We start from the raw sequence: 16,033 nt of genomic DNA on the forward strand, positions 1-16,033 counted from the left end.
AAGAAGATGAAGTTACGAATGATCCCGCTGGCGCTGCTGGCCGCATTGGGCGGCTGCGCCACGGTAGGCCAGGATTACGCCGGGCCGCCGGCCATGCCGCAGGGTACCCAATTCGCCCGCGCCGATGCCGGCGCCGCCGGCGGCAAGGTGCTGGCGCAATGGTGGACCGCCCTCAACGATCCCTTGCTGGACCGGCTGGAGCAGCGCGCGCTGGATGCCAATCCCAACCTGGCGCTGGCCTCGGCGCGCCTGCGCCAGGCGCGCGCCGGGCTGCGCATCGAACAGGCCAACGCCAGGCCCAAGGGCGGCGCCACCGCGCTGGCCGCGCACGCGCGCCTGCCTACCCTGGGCGACAGCAGCGGCGACGGCGAGGGCTTGTCGCTGCCGTCCTCGCTCAACCTGTACAGCGTGGGCTTCGACGCCAGCTGGGAAATCGATTTGTTCGGCGGCCAGCGGCGCGCCACCGAGGCCGCCGGCGCCGCCGCCGAGGCGGCCGAAGCGCGCCTGGCCGATGCGCAACTGAGCCTGGTGGCGGAAGTCGCGCAGGCTTACGTCAACCTGCGCTCGGCCCAGGCCCAGCTGGCCCTGAGCCAGTCTGCCCTGGAGCGGCAGCAGCGCGCGCTGGACCTGGCCGCACGGCGCTCCCAGGCCGGCACCGCCTCTCAGCTGGACCTGGCGCGCCTGCAGGGCCAGCTGGAAACGACGCGCTCCCAGTCCGAGCCGCTGCTGGCGCAGGTCGACGCCTACCGCGACGAGCTGGCTACGCTGGTGGGCCAGGCGCCCGGCGCCCTTGACGCGGAACTGGGCCAGGCCGCCAGCGCGGCCGCCGCCGTGCCGTTGCCGCCGGCGCAGGTGGCGGCCGGCGATCCGGCCGCCATGCTGCGCCGCCGTCCCGATATCCGCGCCGCCGAGCGCACCCTGGCCCAGCGCCAGGCCCAGATCGGCCAGGCCGAGGCGGCGCGCTTTCCCAAGCTGTCCTTGCTGGGATTGATAGGCATAGGCGGCACGCGGGTCAGCGACCTGACCCACCTGGACGATTTCACCGCCGTGGCGGCGCCCCAGCTGAGCTGGAACATGCTGGACTTCGGCCGCGTCAAGGCCAATGTCGCGAAGAGCGAGGGCGCGCGCGACGAGGCCGAGGCCCAGTACCGCATCGCCGTGCTGGGGGCATTGCGCGATGCGGAGGACGCCCTGTCGCGCTTCCGCCAGCAGCGCGCGACAGTGGCCGCCATCGCCCGCGCCAAGGCCAGCGCCGACCGCGCCGCCACCCTGACTGCGGCCCGCCAGCGGGCCGGCACGGCCAGCCTGATCGATGTGCTGGACAGCGAACGCCAGCAGCTGGGCGCCGAACAGAGCCTGGCCCAGGCCCAGGCCGCGCTGACCAGCGATTTCATCGCCCTGCAGAAGGCCCTGGGACTGGGCTGGAGCGCTTCTTTATAATAGCGGCTTCACTGACTGCGAAATAAAGAAGATGGGGGATGAAGCCACTGCCGAGCGCAAGCTGCGCACCGATGGCGCGCAGGCGCGCGAGCGCATACTGTCGGCCGCGCTGAAGCTGTTTGTGGCCCAGGGTTACCACGTGGCCTCGGTGCGCGATATCGCCACCGAGGCCGGCGTCAATAGCGCCGCGATCCGCTACTACTTCGGCGACAAGGCCGGCCTGTACAAGGCCGCGCTGTACGAGCCGGTGCAGCATCACTTCGAGGACGACAGCGAGCCGTTCGACGAGCCGGGCCTGGCGCTGGAGGAAGCGCTGCGGCGCTACACCCGCAAGCGCTTGCTGCCGCTGGCGGGCGGCGAGGATATCCTGCTCAGCGTGCGCCTGCGCATGCGCGAGAGTTTCGAACCCACCGGACTGCTGGAGGATGGCCAACGTTTCAAGGCCGAGCTGGAGCAGCGCTTCGCCAACACCGTGATGCGCGCGCTTGCTATCGAACAGCCGGACCGCGAGTTCCAGTCGCTGCTGTTTTCCCTGCGCGGCCTGACCGCCTATGTCTACCTGGGCCGCGACCACCTGTGCAAGACCGGCGCCGACCTGTTCGACAGCCCGGAAGCGCTGGAAGGCTGGGTGACACGCCTGGCTTCCTATGCCTGCGCCATGGTGGAGCAGGAAAGGGCGCGCCGGCGGGCGCCGCCATCTCCTGGCAACTGAACCCTGCAGCCGCGTGCGCGCCGCACCAGCGCCAATTGACATTGTTAACGTCAGGCCACGCCGGATTCGGCCAGCAGGGGCGGGGCCGGGATGTAGCGTGCGGCGCAGTCGGCCGGCGCCATCGGGCGGCCGTAGTAATAGCCCTGGATCTCGTCGCAGCCGTGCAGGCGCAGGGCGTCCATCTGCGCCGCGTGCTCCACGCCCTCGGCGATCACGCGCAGGTCCAGGCTGTGCGCCAGCGCGATCACGGCACAGGTGATGGCCAGGTCGTCGCCATCGCCGGGCAGGTCGCGCACGAAGGCGCGGTCGATCTTGAGCGCGTCCAGCGGGAAGCGCTTCAGGTAGGCCAGGCTGGAATAGCCGGTGCCGAAATCGTCGATGGACAGGCCGATGCCGGCCGCCTTCAGGCGTACCATGGTGGCCTGGGCGGCGTCCGGGTCGCTCATCAGCATGGTCTCGGTCAGTTCGAACTCCAGCATGGACGGCGCGATGCCGGCCGCCCGGGTGGCGGCCAGGATGGTCTCGACCAGGTTCTCCTGCTGGAACTGGCGCGCCGACAGGTTGATCGCCACCGGCACCGCCGGCATGCCCAGTTCGCGCCAGACCCGGATCTGGGTGCTGACGGTGTCGATCACCCAGGCTCCGACCGCGACGATCAGGCCGCATTCCTCCAGCACCGGGATGAATTCCGTGGGCGGCACAGGCTCGCCCTGCAGAGTCCAGCGCAGCAGGGCCTCGAAGCCGGTCAGGCGGCCGTTGCCCAGGTCCTGCTTGGGCTGGTACACCAGGCTGAACTCATGTCTTTCCAGCGCGTTGCGCAAGCCCGTCTCCAGCATGGCGCGGCGCGCCAGGCGCGCGTTCATGGCCGGCTCGAAACGGCAGGCGCGGTTGCGGCCCTGCTGCTTGGCGCTGTACATGGCGGTGTCGGCGTTGCGCACCAGCTCGTCGCCGCCGGCGCCGTCGCGCGGATAGAGGGCGATGCCCACGCTGGCCGCGATGAACACTTCATGGCCGTCGATGCGGAACGGCGCGCGCAGCGCCTCCACCACGGCGTGCGCGCACTCGTCGATGGCGGCGCCGGCCAGCCCGGGCGGGCCGATCACGGAGAATTCATCGCCGCCCAGGCGCGCCACGAAGCAGCCGGACGGCAGGGCTGCGCGCAGGCGGCGCGCCGCCTCCAGCAGCAGCATGTCGCCGGCCGCGTGGCCCAGGGTGTCGTTGACATTCTTGAAGTGGTCGAGGTCGATCACCAGCAGCGGCACCCGCTGGCTGCGGCTGCGCGCGGCGGCGATGCTGGCCGCCAGCCGCTCGCCGAACGCGGCGCGGTTGGGCAAGGCGGTCAGCGGGTCGTGCGTGGCCAGGTAGTGCAGGCGCTTGCCGCTGCGCTGGCGCTCGGCGGCGTTGGCGCAGGCCGCGCCCAGGCTGTCCAGGAAATGGCGGTCGTCCTCGGACCACTCCTGGCCCTGGGCCGGATGGACCACCAGCCGCGCGCGCTGCTCGCCCCACGGCAGTTCCGACTCCAGCGCCTGGTGCGCGCCTTCGCCGTCCGCCATCGCCAGCAGGGCCGCGGCGCAGGCCGGGCCATCCTGTTCCGGCAGGCCCGGACGCCAGGCCGCCAGGCAGGTGGCGCCGCCATCGGGCCCCTGGCACAGCAGCACGGCGCCCTCGGCCTGCAGGCCGGCGGCGGCGGCGGACACCAGCAGCGCGGCCAGGGCGCTGTCGCTGGTGGCGCCCTGGGCGTCGCGCGCGAAGGCGGCCGATTGTTCGTGCATGCGGGCGTGCGCCAGCGCGGCCTGCTCGCTGCGCTTGCGGTCGGTGATGTCGATCTCGATGCAAATGAATTTTTCGACCTGGCGGCTGGCGTCGAAGATGGGCACCACGGTGCGGCGCCGCCAGCGCTGGCGGCCGTCGCGGTCCAGCAGGCGCACTTCGCCGGTCAGGGCCGCCACGCTGTCGTCGGCGCCGCCGGCCGGGGCCTGCACCTCGCCCAGCTGCGTCAGCGACATGGTCAGCAACTCCTCGCGGCTGTAGCCGGAGGCGCTGACATAGCGTTCGTTGGCGGCGATCAGGCGTCCGGACGGATCGAGTTCGCACACATTGCAGGCCTGGTCCAGTGCGCTCTTGTGCTGCACCAGGGAATCGATCAAGGTATCGATGCGCTGGTCGAACTGGCTGCGGATGCTGCTGGCGATACGGTCCACGGCGGCGATGGCCTGTTGGATCTCCAGCGGGGCGCCGTCGGCGCGCGGGGCGGCGGCGTCGGTGCGGCCGGCGCTCAGGTCCTGCTGGTAGCGCTGCAGGCCGCTCAACTGGCCCAGCCAGCGTCCCAGCAGGCGCTGCAGCACGGCCACGCTGATGATCAGGCACACCGCCGCCAGGAAGGCGGCGTCGCGCACCATCAGCCACAGGCGTTCGGCGATGGCGTTTTCGTTAAAGCTCAGGCGCAGCACGCCGTAGTCGCGTCCGCCCACGGAAATCGGGCGGTTGACGTCGTACAGGCGGCCGTCCACCAGTTCGCGGATGAAAGCCGGTGAGCTGGCCACCTGGCGGCCATTGTGCTGCACGCGCAGCACGTGGCCGTCGCGGTCGATGAAGCTGGCGCTGTCGAACGGCGAATTGTGCAGCACCTTGGACAGGGTGCGCTGCACCGTGTCGTAGTCGCCGATCACCACGCTGTCCTCCACCGTCTGCGAGGCCACTTCCACCAGCATGCCGGCCATGTCCTGCACTTCCTCGATCTCGCGCAGGAATTGCAGGCGGTAGTAGGTGCCCAGACCCAGCGCCAGGAAACACAGCACGGTCAGGCTGTACAGGGCCAGCACCCGGCCCCACAGCGAGCGCGGCGTCAAGCGCCGCAGCGGATTGCCGGACCAGCTCACCGCAGCTTCGCCGGGGCCCGGCTGTAGAAGTCATGGTAGGCGTCGTAGTCGCCCTCGCGCACCGGCACGAAGCTGAACGGCGGGGTTTTCACGGCGGCCGCCGCTTCGGCCAGCACCCGCTTGCCGCGTTCGTCGCCGGCCATGCCGATGAAGGCGCGCGCCACCGCCTCGGCCTGGGCCGCCGGCACCCGTGGCGACACCATCAGCGCCAGGTCGGCAAACGGCGCCGACTGCCACAGCACCCGCAGGCGCAGGCCGTTGCGGGCGGCGACGGCCGCCGCCAGCTGGGAGTTGGCGCCCACCGCCTTGACCTTGCCGCTGGCCAGCTGGGCGAAGGCGCCGTCCATGTTGCCGGCGTAGATGACGTCCACCGGCACGTTCTGGCGCAGCAGCTCGGCGTAATTGACCTTGTAGGCGACCAGCGCTTCCGGACCGGGGAAGGCGACGTCGGCCCCGGCCAAGTCGCGCAGCTCACGGATGGGGCCGTCGGCCAGGGTGACGATCTGGGCGCGTACCGGCGCCGCGTCGCGGCGCGCCAGCACGCGCCAGCCCATGCGCATCCGGTCCGGGCTGAACAAATGGTTGGTGAAGGCGAAATCGACTTCCTGCGCCAGCACGTAGCTGGTGGTGTCGGCCGAGGTGCGCCCGACCTTGAGCTGCAGGCGCACGCCGCTCTTTTCCGACACATATTGCATGATGGGATTCCAGTAGGCGGCCGTCAGCTGCAGGTTGTACTGGTTAACGGGTGAAAACTGGTAGACCGGCGCGGCGCCCGCATGCGGGGCGGCCAGGGCCAGCATGGCGGCCGCCGGCAGGCGCCACCGGGCGAAAAAATAAACTGGGTGCATGCGCGGGCTGAGTGGCAATATCGATGGCTACATAGTCGGCGGGCTGCCTTGACCAAGGAGCAATTTTATCCTAGTTTTTCCCGAGTAAGATGGGTATTTCGGCAGAGGGCTTGGCCGGCGCGGCGGCCCGCGCCAGCCCGGCCAGCGCGCCCAGCATGACTGCGGCGTGCAGCCCGAAGGCGGCCGCCACCGTGACCGAGGCTAGTGGGCCGGATAGCAGCAGGTAGGCCGGCGCCGCCAGCAGCGGCGCCACGGCGTACCCGGCCCGCGCGTAGGCCGCCGGCCGGGCCCCCTGCGCTCCGGCATGGGCCAGGCGGCGCAGCTGGCGCCCGTCATGCAGCATCCACAGGGCGGCGCCCAGGCTGAACAGTATCCAGCCGGCGGCAGTGGCGGACAGCATGCCGGCGGCCGTGGCCAGTGCCATCAGCACGGCGCTGGCAGGGAGAGGGGTGGGTTGTTGGGACATGGCGGTCTTCCTTGGTAAGGTGGAAAGGTGAATGGCCCAGCATAATCCCGGCGGCCCTATAGTTAAATTTTATTGATACTATTAAATCGATAGATTTTTTCCTCTACCTGAGCCATAGCGCTTTCGCTAAGCTAGCAGCCATGAAGACATCACTCCACCTCCTGGGCATGGCGGCCCTGGGCCTTAGCCTGAACGCCCACGCCGACAGCTTTGTCTCGTCCGCCTCCAGCGCCGGCTCGGCTTCCAGCGGCAGCATTTCCGATTCGCTGAACGGTTCCAGCAATTCTTCCAGCCGGCGCGACCGCGTGGCGGACGCCGAGTACCGCATCATCCAGGTGGCCGACGCGCCCGGGCGGCCCGGCTACGCGCGGGTGACCATGGTGGCCGGCCAGCCCGAGGACCGGGTGGAACTGGACTTGCCGGCCCAGACCCTGGCGCGCCAGGCCCTGGCCAGCGGCGACCGGGTGCGGGCCCAGAACCGCGCCTACGGCATCGAATTCGCCCGCGCCGACAATGGCGCCGCCTTCTTCCTGGTGCTCAAGGACGAGTGGTACGGCGAACTGGGCGCCCGTCCGGTCGCCATTTGACCGCGCGCCAGGCCTGGGCCGCCGGCCTGCTGGCGCTGGCCGGCGCGGCCCAGGCCACCAGTTCCGGACATTCCTCCGCCGCTTCGCAATTCTGCGAGCGCCACCATGAGCTGAGCGCCGCCGAGCAGGACCGGGTGCTGCGCTTTGCCGCCGTGGTGCGCGAGCAGCTGGCCGCCGTGGCGGGCGAGGTGGCGCTGGTCAGCCGCTCCGGCCTGGACCTGTCCCGCTTCGGCCTGCGCTATTCGCATGGCGCCATCGCCTGGCGCAGCGCGCAGGGCGCGTGGTCGGCGCGCCAGCTCTACTATGCCTGCGACGAAGGCCGCCCGCGCATCTATGACCAGGGCATGGCCGGCTTCGCCATGGGCATGGACAATGCCGACACCGGCTATATCTCCATCGTCAGCCTGCCCGCCGGCGCGGGCGCGGTGCTCAAGGCCGCCGCGCTCGACACCCCGCGCGTGCTGCACCTGCTGGCGGCCCGCTACAGCGCCAATGCCTATGCCTATGGCACGCGCTACCAGAACTGCAACCAGTGGCTGATCGAATTGCTGGCTTCCGCCTGGGGCGGGCTGGACGACGGCGACGGCTTGCGCGAGCGGGCGCAAGCCTGGCTGCGCGGCGCCGGCTACGATCCCGAGCCGGTCGAGGTCGGATCACGCTGGCTGATGCTGGCCGCGTATTTCGTGCCGCTGCTGCACCTGGACGACCATCCTGCCGAAGACCGGCAAGCCATGCGCTTGCGCGTCAGCCTGCCGCCCGCCATCGAGCAATTCACCCGCCAGCGCCTGCCGGCCAGCAGCCGGGTGGAAATCTGCCATAACGCGCGCCAGGTGGTGGTGCACCAGGGCTGGGATGCGGTGGCGGACGGCTGCCTGCCCGGCGAGGGCGACCGCGTCATCCCGCTCGATTGAGCGGGCCCGAAACAGGGGTATAACCAAATTGCGGATGTCAATAAACGTTAGTTATCGTAAATTTCTGTAAAGACAGGCATTCAGAGTCAAGTATCAAAATGTAGCTTTGCGCTTTTTTCATGGATCTGACTGAAACTGCCCAAAAAGCGTGGTTTTTGACTCACAAGACCCGTTCGCGGCGCAATAGCTGCGCAATCAACAAGTTGACTATTTCACTTCCCCCTGCTCCGGCGCCAAAAGTTCAACTTTAAAATTTTTAACACCTGACGCGGGCTGCCCAGACAGCAAGTTTCATAGCCGCGCAGAACAAGAAACGCAGTATCAAAAATTTTATTGGTGAATAGAGGAGAGTTGGATCATGCATTCCCCCCGGAAGGACCAGTTACGTCCGAAGTATTTGAGCTATGCCGTCTCGGCCGCCCTGGCCACCCTGATCAGCGGCAACCTGGCCATCGCGCAGGAAGCCCAGCCCGCCAAGCAGGATGCCGCCCAGGCGGATTCCCAGCCCAGCGGCGAGATCCAGAAGGTCACCGTGGTGGCCACCCGCAAATCCCAGCAGTCCAGCATAGAACGCAAGAAAAACGCCGCCACCGCCATGGATTCCATCGTGGCCGAGGACGTCGGTTCCTTCCCCGACCGTAACGTCGGTGAAGCCATCTCGCGCATTGCCGGCATCGGCCTGGACCGGGGCGATTATGGCGAGGGCGTCAGCGTGGCGGTGCGCGGCAACTCGGCCGACCTGACCCGCGTCGAGATCGACGGGCAGGGCGTGCAGGCCGGCGGCGGCACCGACCTGAATAACGGCGGCAGCGGGCGCGGCGTGGAATTCCGCGAACTGCCTGCCGACTTGATCAAGAGCGTCGACGTGGTGAAAGGCTCGACCGCCGACCAGACCGAAGGCTCGCTGGGCGGCGGCATCCTGATCAAGACCCGTACCGGCCTGGACTTCAACAAGCCCTTCGTCTCGGTGCGCGTGGCCGGCACCCAGAACTCGCTCAACAAGCAGTGGGGGCCGGACCTGAACCTGGTCGCGGCCGACAAATACCTCGATGGCCGCCTGGGCGTGGTGCTGAACGCTTCCAAGTCGACCGTGTACAACGAGGCCCACTCGATTCAGAACAACACCAGCGGCACCCAGGGCTATGCGCGCGCGATCGACTTCGACAACTCGCCCAACAAGACCTTCAGCTACCAGCCCAGCACCCTGAACACGGCCGACCCGACCGTCAACACGCCCATCGTGCGCTCGCTGCTGACGGCCGGCGGCTACTTCAATTCCGCCACCCCGACCGAGATCCTGACCAAGTCGGCCGCCGCCCAGAGCAAGGCGGACTGCTATTCGGCCTTCCCGGCCCTGACCACGGCGCAGACCAACCTGATGGTGTCGAACCAGCGCAACGCCGCCATCCAGGAGCGCGGCAATGAGCTGATCAGCTGCCTCAACCAGTGGAACGACTACACCCCGTCGCTGGTGCGCTACTTCGAGAAAAAGCAGATCGACGCCAAGAACGCCATCGACCTGCGGGCCGACTTCAAGGTCAACAACAACCTGACCATTTACGGCAAGGTCGACTACAACAAGCGCCACATCGACGACAACCAGCAGACCTATACCCTGGGCGGCATGAACGTCAACCCGGCCACAACCACCCAGCCCGGCTACTACGGCACCGCCTTCACCGACGTCAACGGAGTGCGCACCATCACCCCGGGCTCCGGCTACTACCTGTACAACACGCCGTCCTACCTGGCCAATGTGTATCCGCTGGCGCAGTCGGCGGTCAACATCAATCCGGCCTCGGTGACGGTGGACGCCAACCACCACGTCACCAAGTACACCATCACCGATGGCACCGCCACCACCGACCAGATCCACAACATCATCGAAACCAGCAGCCGCTACCTGCAGCTGGGCGGCACCTACAAGAATGGCCCGGTGACGCTGGAGTTCATGGCGGGCGACGCCAAGGCCGACTGGAGCCGCGGCGACAAGCGGGTCAGCTGGAGCACCAACTACGGTCCGGCCACCATGAGCGTGCTGCCCGATGGCCTGTGGACCTACAGCTTCCCGGCCGGCAGCACCTTCAACCAGGCCGATCCCACCCAGTACTCGCAAGTGCGCCCGGCCACCGCCGCCGCTGCCGCCGTGGCCGCCTCGCGCTACGTCACCAAGGCGACTCCGGCCTACACCATCGCCCAGCAGCCGTTGCAGACCCAGGCGGTGGCCTTGTCGTACTCGCCGCAGGCGCGCGAGACCGACGAAAAGACCGCCAAGGCCGACCTGACCATTGCCCTCAGCGACAAGATCCCGTTCCTGACCCACTTCAAGACCGGCTTCAACTTCCGCCAGTACACCGGCAGCTACTGGGGCGGCGGCGGCGCCATCATTGCGGACGACGTCGGCACCTATGGCACCGCCACCTACCAGCCCGGCATCTACCTGCCGGCCGCCAATGTGCGCAGCACCCTGATCGGCTGTACCGACACGGCCGGTTCGCTGGGCGCCGGCGGCGCCAACTGCAAATACGGCTACAACCCCAGCACCGACCCGCGCGCCGCGCTGTCGGGCACCACGGTGGTGACCCAGCAGCAGTTCCAGAACATCATCGCGCAATCCATGACCCAGCCCAACACGCCGTTCTTCACCGGCGCCTCGGACCGGCCGGCAGGCCTGATCAACGGCTGGAACCAGATCGATGTGGAAAAAGTGTTCGCCATGGTGGGCACGCCGAACGTGAATACCGATTGCCTGAAAAGCTGCACTGCCAGCGACGGCAAGGTGTACCAGCAGCCGGTCACCAAGTGGAAAGAGCGCACCATGGCCGGCTACCTGATGACCGATTTCGACATCGACCATCTGCCGTTCACCAACCGCGCCCTGCCGTTCGGCCTCAGCATCGACGGCAACGTCGGCGTGCGCATGGTGCACACCGATGTCAACGGCACTGGCTTCATGTCGTTCACCTCGATCACCAAGACCGCCGCCTTCGATCCGGCCAACCCGACCGCCGCTGCCGGCATCGTGACCAGCACCTACCGCCAGAACACCAGCCTGGACGCCAGCACCAACGACTACATGCCCTCGCTGAACCTGGCCACCTGGATACTGCCTGACCAGCTGGTGCTGCGCTATAACCATGCCAAGACCATCGCCCGTCCGCCCATCACCTCGCTGCTGCCGTCCGGCACCTGCACCTATGACCAGCGCCTGGCCGATGCCGGCCTGTCCCAGTCCTGCAGCACCACCGCGGTGGGCAATCCGGCCCTGCGTCCCCAGGTCAACTGGAACGACAACCTGAGCCTGGAATGGTATCCGAACCGCGACTCCATGTTCACGGTCAGCGCCTTCAAGCAGCGCGGCATCGTCGGCCCGGCCATCACCCAGGGCGTGAGCGGCGTCAAGGTATTCGACGGCTCGACCGTCGTCGATCCGCAAACCGGTATCGCGCTGGGCGACCTGAACTTCGATTACACCACCTGGATCAATGGCGCCGCCACCACCCGCAAGGGCATCGAGTACTCATCCAAGACGGCGTTCACCTTCCTGCCCTGGTATTTGCGCTACACCGGGCTGGACGCCAACTACACCCGCCTGCGCTCGGCCACCTCGGCCGTCAACGTGGTCGACCTGCTGACCGGCACCCCGCTGCCGCCGCAGCGCGAATCGAAATATACCTACAACCTGTCGCTGTGGTATGACGATGGCGCCCTCTCGGCCCGCGTGGCGCTGCAGGCGGTGGCGCAGTCCTTCACCTGCATCGCCGCCTGCGGCGGCACCACGGTGAACAACTACCCCAACGTGGCCGGCGGCCGTACCACCGTGGTGCCGTACAACCCCGGTTCGCCGTACTTCAAGGACACCACCCGCTTCGTCGACGCCAAGATCGCCTACCGCATGAAGAACGGCCTGGAGTTCTTCATCGAGGGCCGCAACCTGGGCAATGCCACCACCTCGGACAGCATGGGCAGCTTCACGCCGTTCGCCGACGGCACCCCGGCGCTGCAGGACCTGGCGTATTCCGGCCGCCGCATCACGGTCGGCCTGACCTACCGCAATTGATGAATGGGCGGCGCCGGCCCCGGCGCCGCCTCCATCGCAGCGACCATGGGTGAGGGCAGACATGCTTAACCATCACAGACGCAAGCATCTGATGAAGATACTTGCCAGTCACGACCATCTCAGCGTGCATGAACTGACCAGCATGCTGAACGTATCGGAAGCATCGATACGGCGCGACATCGCCTGGCTGGCGGCGCAGCACCTGGTGGCGCGCACGCGCGGCGGCGTCGAGCGCCTGCGCCCGGCGGCGGCCCAGGCCCTGGCCGACCAGGCCTTCGCGCGCCAGGCCGGCCAGCGCGCGGCGCACAAGCGCGCCATCGCGGCAGCCGCCGCCGCCATGTGCGAGAACGGCGACACCATCATCATCAATGGCGGCACGACCACCTTCATGATGGCGGAGTTCCTGGCCGACAAGCTGCTGCGCATCCTGACCAATTCCTTTATCGGCGCCAGGGAATTGATGCGTACCGGCGCCAGCGAGGTGTTCCTGCCGGGCGGCACCGTGCACCGCCAGCAGAACGTCATCCTCAGCCCTTTCGAGAACGACGTCACCGACCACCACTATGCCAGCCGCATGTTCATGGGCATCCATGGCCTGTCGGAGCAGGGGCTGGTGGAGGCCGATGCGCTGCTGGTGCAGTCCGAGCAGCGCCTGATGAAGCAGGCCGAGCAGCTGGTGGTGCTGGCCGACAGCAGCAAGTTCGAGCGCAGGGCCGGCTTGCTGCTGTGCGCCCTGAACCGGGTGCACACGGTGATCACCGATACCGAGGCGCCCGAGCGCGCCGTGCAGATGCTGGAGCGGCACGGGGTCGCGGTGCGCACGGTGGCGCCGCTGGCGCCGGATGCGCCACTGTCCGGCATGCACTAGGCGCGCGGACGCCGTCCGGCCGGATGGCGTCCGCTGCTGCGATCCTTGCCACGGGCGGCCTGATTTCGATCAAATTCTTGATTTATTGCAGGCAAGACAAGCTTTTGCCACATCGAACGATTGACGCAGCGCACAAGCTGGTTTTAACTGGCGTTAAAGCGCCCAGCTATAACCAAATCAATATCGATAGCAATAATTAAGGAATCGGAGACGGTCATGCTCAACCACGACAGACGCAAGCATCTGATGCGGATACTTGCCAGTCACCAGCACATCAGCGTCAAGGAATTGACCAGCATGCTGAACGTGTCGCAAGCCTCGGTGCGGCGCGACATCGCCTGGCTGGCGTCGCAAAACCTGGTGTCGCGCACGCGCGGCGGGGTGGAGCGGCGCGCGCCGTCGGCGGTGGAGCAGGAGCTGCCCAGCCAGGCGTTCCGCCTGCAGGCCGCCAGCCGGGCCGCGCCCAAGCGCGCCATCGCGGCGGCGGCGGCCGCCATGTGCCAGGATGGCGAAACCATCATCATCAACGGCGGCACCACCACCTACATGATGGCCGAGTTCCTGGCCGACAGGCAGCTGCGCATCCTGACCAATTCCTTCCTGGGCGCGCGCGAGCTGATGCGCAGCACCGACTGCGAGGTGTTCCTGCCGGGCGGCACCGTGCACCGCGAACAGAACGTCATCCTCAGCCCGTTCCAGAACGAGGTCACCGAACACCATTACGCCAGCCGCATGTTCATGGGCATCTACGGTTTTTCCGAGCAGGGGCTGGTCGAGGTCGATCCGCTGCTGATACAGTCCGAGCAGCGCCTGATCAAGCAGGCCGACCAGTTGGTGGTGCTGGCCGACAGCTCCAAGTTCGAGCGCAAGGCCGGCCTGCTGCTGTGCGCCCTGAACCGGGTCCACACCGTGATCACCGACACCGACGTGCCGGAGCGCGCGGTGCAGATGCTGGAGCGCCACGGCGTGCAGGTGCAGGTGGTGGCGCCGGGACCGTCAAGCGGCGTGCACTGAGGGGCGGCTGAGGATGCTGCCGTCGATCTGGGCGATGCGGGTCACGCCGGTCAGGGTCATGGCCACCTTCATTTCCTTGGCAAAGATGTCCAGCATGTTTTCCACCCCGCGCTGGCCGTCCGCCGCCAGCGCGTAGGAAGGCGAGCGGCCCAGCAGCACGCCGCGCGCGCCCAGGGCCAGCATGCGCACTACGTCCAGGCCGGAGCGCACGCCGGAGTCGGCCAGCACGGTCAGGTCGCTGCCCACCGCCTGGGCGATGTCGGGCAGGGCGCGCGCGCTGGACAGCACGCCGTCCAGCTGGCGGCCGCCGTGGTTGGACACCACGATGCCGTCGGCGCCGAAGCTGACCGCGTCCTTCGCGTCTTCCGGGTCCAGGATGCCCTTGATGATCATGGGGCCCTTCCAGAAATCGCGTATCCACTCCAGGTCCTTCCAGCTGATGGAGGGGTCGAAGTTGTTGGCCAGCCAGGCGATGTAGTCGGCCAGTTCGGTCGGCTGGCCACGGTAGGCCGAGATATTGCCCAGGTCGTGCGGACGGCCCATCACGCCCACGTCCCAGGCCCATTGCGGCTTGAACATCGATTGCAGCAGGCGGCGCCGCGGGCCGCTGGCGCCCGACATGCCGGAATGGGCGTCGCGGTAGCGCGCGCCCGGGGTCGGCATGTCGACCGTGAACAGCAGGTTGCGCACGCCGGCCGCCTGGGCCCGTTCCAGCACATTCTTCATGAAGCCGCGGTCGCGCAGCACGTACAGTTGGAACCAGATCGGCTGCGGGCTCTGGCTGGCCACTTCCTCGATCGGGCACACCGACACGGTGGACAGGGCGAACGGGATGCCGCGGCTGGCCGCCGCCTTGGCCGCCTGCACCTCGCCGCGGCGGGCGTACATGCCGGTCAGTCCGACCGGGCTCAGCACCACCGGCATGGCCTGCTTCTGGCCGAACAGCTCGGTTTCCAGGTTGAGGTCGGAGACATTCTTCAGGATGCGCTGGCGCAGGCTGACGCCCGACAGGTCGGCCACGTTGGCGCGCAGCGTATGCTCTGCATAGGCGCCGCCGTCGATGTAGTCGAACAGGAAGCGCGGCAGCTTGCGGCGCGCCGCTTCGCGGTAGTCGGATGCGGACGAAATGATCATGGGCGTGAGTTGAGATGAAAGTTGCCCGCTAGGATAATCCCGTTTGCGCTATGATGGAAACAACTTTTTTACTTCCTTCCCAGTCCGAAATGGAATACCCATGAATTTGCGTACCCTGCGCGCCTTTGTCGAAGTGGTGAGGCAGGGCGGTTTCACCCAGGCCGCCGAGGTGGTCAGCGTCACCCAGTCCTCGATCAGCAAGTCGGTGCGCACCCTGGAGCAGGAGCTGGACACGCCGCTGCTGCAGCGCGCAAGCAACAAGGTGGAACTGACGGCGGCCGGCCAGATCGTCTACCGGCGCGCCCTGGCCATGCTGGGCGAGCGGGCCGGCATGGCAGCCGAGCTGGACGGGCTGCGCGGCCTGACCCAGGGCGTGCTGCGCATCGGCATTCCGCCGGTGGGCAGCGGGGCCCTGTTTGCGCGCCTGTTTGCCGAGTACCGGCGCCGCCATCCGGGCATCGAGATCGAGCTGGTCGAGCACGGCAGCCAGCGCCTGTACGAGCTGCTGGCGGCCGGCGAAATCGAGCTGGCGGCCCTGCTGGCGCCGGTCGGCCCCGAGTTCGACAGCCAGGATGTGCGCATCGAGCCGCTGGTGGCGCTGATGGCGTCCGGCCATCCGCTGGCCGGCAGCGCCAGGGTCGATTTCGCCGCCCTGGCCGGCTCCTCCTTCATCCTGTTCGAAGCCGGTTTCGCGCTTAACCGCATCATCCTGGACGCCTGCGAGCGCCGTGGCGTGCGGCCGCACGTGACGGCGCGCAGCGCCCAGCTCGACTTCATTGCCGACCTGGTGGCGGCCGGGGTGGGTGTTGCTTTCTTTCCACGCCTGCTGGCCGGCATGCACGCCCGTCCGGACGTGGCCCAGGTGCCCCTGGACGAGCCGGGCACAGACTGGCATTTGGCGCTGGCCTGGCGGCGCGCGGCCCATTTGTCGCCGGCCGCCAGGGCCTGGCTGGAGCTCGCTTCCGCATAATCGCAGTCATGCTTGGTGATTTTCATAATTGAAGCGAACTCGGCAGGAATGCAAAATACATAAAACTTTGGCATTACAATTGGAAAACATTGGAAGCAACAGCGCGGCACAGACCGCGTCTTGAGAACCGCCAAGGAGACAAAC

12 protein-coding genes are annotated in these 16,033 nt (G+C 67.7%); 8 read left to right on the forward strand and 4 right to left on the reverse strand.

Features of this window, described 5'->3' with window-relative positions:
• Window positions 1–6 precede the first annotated feature (6 nt).
• Window positions 7–1,440 (forward strand): efflux transporter outer membrane subunit, encoded by a 1,434-nt coding sequence (locus tag ACLB1G_RS05280; RefSeq protein ID WP_491626141.1) that lies wholly within the window; start codon window positions 7–9, stop codon window positions 1,438–1,440.
• 31 nt (window positions 1,441–1,471) lie between these two features.
• Window positions 1,472–2,152 carry a TetR/AcrR family transcriptional regulator gene (locus ACLB1G_RS05285; RefSeq protein WP_491626142.1) on the forward strand — a complete coding sequence of 227 codons (681 nt, stop codon included), beginning with the start codon at window positions 1,472–1,474 and terminating at the stop codon, window positions 2,150–2,152.
• 50 nt (window positions 2,153–2,202) lie between these two features.
• Here ACLB1G_RS05285 and ACLB1G_RS05290 read toward each other — a convergent pair whose 3' ends face one another.
• The 3 genes from ACLB1G_RS05290 to ACLB1G_RS05300 all read right to left on the reverse strand — a co-directional run bounded on the left by ACLB1G_RS05290 (window position 2,203) and on the right by ACLB1G_RS05300 (window position 6,345).
• Window positions 2,203–5,031 carry a putative bifunctional diguanylate cyclase/phosphodiesterase gene (locus tag ACLB1G_RS05290; RefSeq protein WP_491626143.1) on the reverse strand — a complete coding sequence of 943 codons (2,829 nt, stop codon included), beginning with the start codon at window positions 5,029–5,031 and terminating at the stop codon, window positions 2,203–2,205.
• Window positions 5,028–5,879 carry a phosphate/phosphite/phosphonate ABC transporter substrate-binding protein gene (locus ACLB1G_RS05295; protein ID WP_491626144.1) on the reverse strand — a complete coding sequence of 284 codons (852 nt, stop codon included), beginning with the start codon at window positions 5,877–5,879 and terminating at the stop codon, window positions 5,028–5,030. Before ACLB1G_RS05295 ends, ACLB1G_RS05290 begins: the two co-directional genes overlap by 4 nt.
• 70 nt (window positions 5,880–5,949) lie before the next feature.
• A complete protein-coding gene (locus ACLB1G_RS05300; RefSeq protein WP_491626145.1) occupies window positions 5,950–6,345 on the reverse strand; it encodes a hypothetical protein in 396 nt (131 codons plus the stop codon).
• Window positions 6,346–6,485: 140 nt separating this feature from the next.
• Here ACLB1G_RS05300 and ACLB1G_RS05305 point away from each other — a divergent pair, with 140 nt between their 5' ends.
• The 5 genes from ACLB1G_RS05305 (at window position 6,486) to ACLB1G_RS05325 (ending at window position 13,785) form a co-directional block, all read left to right on the forward strand.
• Entirely contained in the window at window positions 6,486–6,932 is a 447-nt protein-coding gene (locus tag ACLB1G_RS05305) for a hypothetical protein (protein ID WP_491626146.1), read from the forward strand.
• A complete protein-coding gene (locus ACLB1G_RS05310; protein WP_491626147.1) occupies window positions 6,929–7,843 on the forward strand; it encodes a DUF2145 domain-containing protein in 915 nt (304 codons plus the stop codon). The genes ACLB1G_RS05305 and ACLB1G_RS05310 overlap by 4 nt, the downstream gene beginning before the upstream one ends.
• A 358-nt stretch (window positions 7,844–8,201) precedes the next feature.
• Complete coding sequence (locus tag ACLB1G_RS05315; RefSeq protein WP_491626148.1) at window positions 8,202–11,903, forward strand: TonB-dependent receptor; 3,702 nt, start codon at window positions 8,202–8,204, stop codon at window positions 11,901–11,903.
• A 61-nt stretch (window positions 11,904–11,964) separates the two neighbouring features.
• A complete protein-coding gene (locus ACLB1G_RS05320; RefSeq protein ID WP_491626149.1) occupies window positions 11,965–12,771 on the forward strand; it encodes a DeoR/GlpR family DNA-binding transcription regulator in 807 nt (268 codons plus the stop codon).
• Window positions 12,772–12,987: 216 nt separating this feature from the next.
• Window positions 12,988–13,785, forward strand: coding sequence for a DeoR/GlpR family DNA-binding transcription regulator (locus ACLB1G_RS05325; RefSeq protein WP_491626150.1), 798 nt, complete (start codon window positions 12,988–12,990; stop codon window positions 13,783–13,785).
• Here the strand turns inward: ACLB1G_RS05325 and lldD are convergent.
• Entirely contained in the window at window positions 13,768–14,919 is a 1,152-nt protein-coding gene (lldD, locus tag ACLB1G_RS05330) for an FMN-dependent L-lactate dehydrogenase LldD (protein WP_491626151.1), read from the reverse strand. The genes ACLB1G_RS05325 and lldD overlap by 18 nt on opposite strands.
• A 100-nt stretch (window positions 14,920–15,019) precedes the next feature.
• Between lldD and ACLB1G_RS05335 the strand changes: the two genes are divergently transcribed.
• Window positions 15,020–15,889: a LysR family transcriptional regulator gene (locus tag ACLB1G_RS05335; RefSeq protein WP_491626152.1), complete on the forward strand. Its 870-nt coding sequence runs from the start codon at window positions 15,020–15,022 to the stop codon at window positions 15,887–15,889.
• Window positions 15,890–16,033 lie beyond the last annotated feature (144 nt).

The organism is Duganella kummerowiae, assembly GCF_053572355.1.

Coding starts and splice junctions, on each gene's coding strand:
- ACLB1G_RS05280 (WP_491626141.1), top strand. CDS start 7: ATGAAGTTACGAATGATCCCGCTGGCGCTGCTGGCCGCATTGGGCGGC.
- ACLB1G_RS05285 (WP_491626142.1), top strand. CDS start 1,472: ATGGGGGATGAAGCCACTGCCGAGCGCAAGCTGCGCACCGATGGCGCG.
- ACLB1G_RS05295 (WP_491626144.1), bottom strand. CDS start 5,879: ATGCACCCAGTTTATTTTTTCGCCCGGTGGCGCCTGCCGGCGGCCGCC.
- ACLB1G_RS05300 (WP_491626145.1), bottom strand. CDS start 6,345: ATGTCCCAACAACCCACCCCTCTCCCTGCCAGCGCCGTGCTGATGGCA.
- ACLB1G_RS05305 (WP_491626146.1), top strand. CDS start 6,486: ATGAAGACATCACTCCACCTCCTGGGCATGGCGGCCCTGGGCCTTAGC.
- ACLB1G_RS05315 (WP_491626148.1), top strand. CDS start 8,202: ATGCATTCCCCCCGGAAGGACCAGTTACGTCCGAAGTATTTGAGCTAT.
- ACLB1G_RS05320 (WP_491626149.1), top strand. CDS start 11,965: ATGCTTAACCATCACAGACGCAAGCATCTGATGAAGATACTTGCCAGT.
- ACLB1G_RS05325 (WP_491626150.1), top strand. CDS start 12,988: ATGCTCAACCACGACAGACGCAAGCATCTGATGCGGATACTTGCCAGT.
- lldD (WP_491626151.1), bottom strand. CDS start 14,919: ATGATCATTTCGTCCGCATCCGACTACCGCGAAGCGGCGCGCCGCAAG.
- ACLB1G_RS05335 (WP_491626152.1), top strand. CDS start 15,020: ATGAATTTGCGTACCCTGCGCGCCTTTGTCGAAGTGGTGAGGCAGGGC.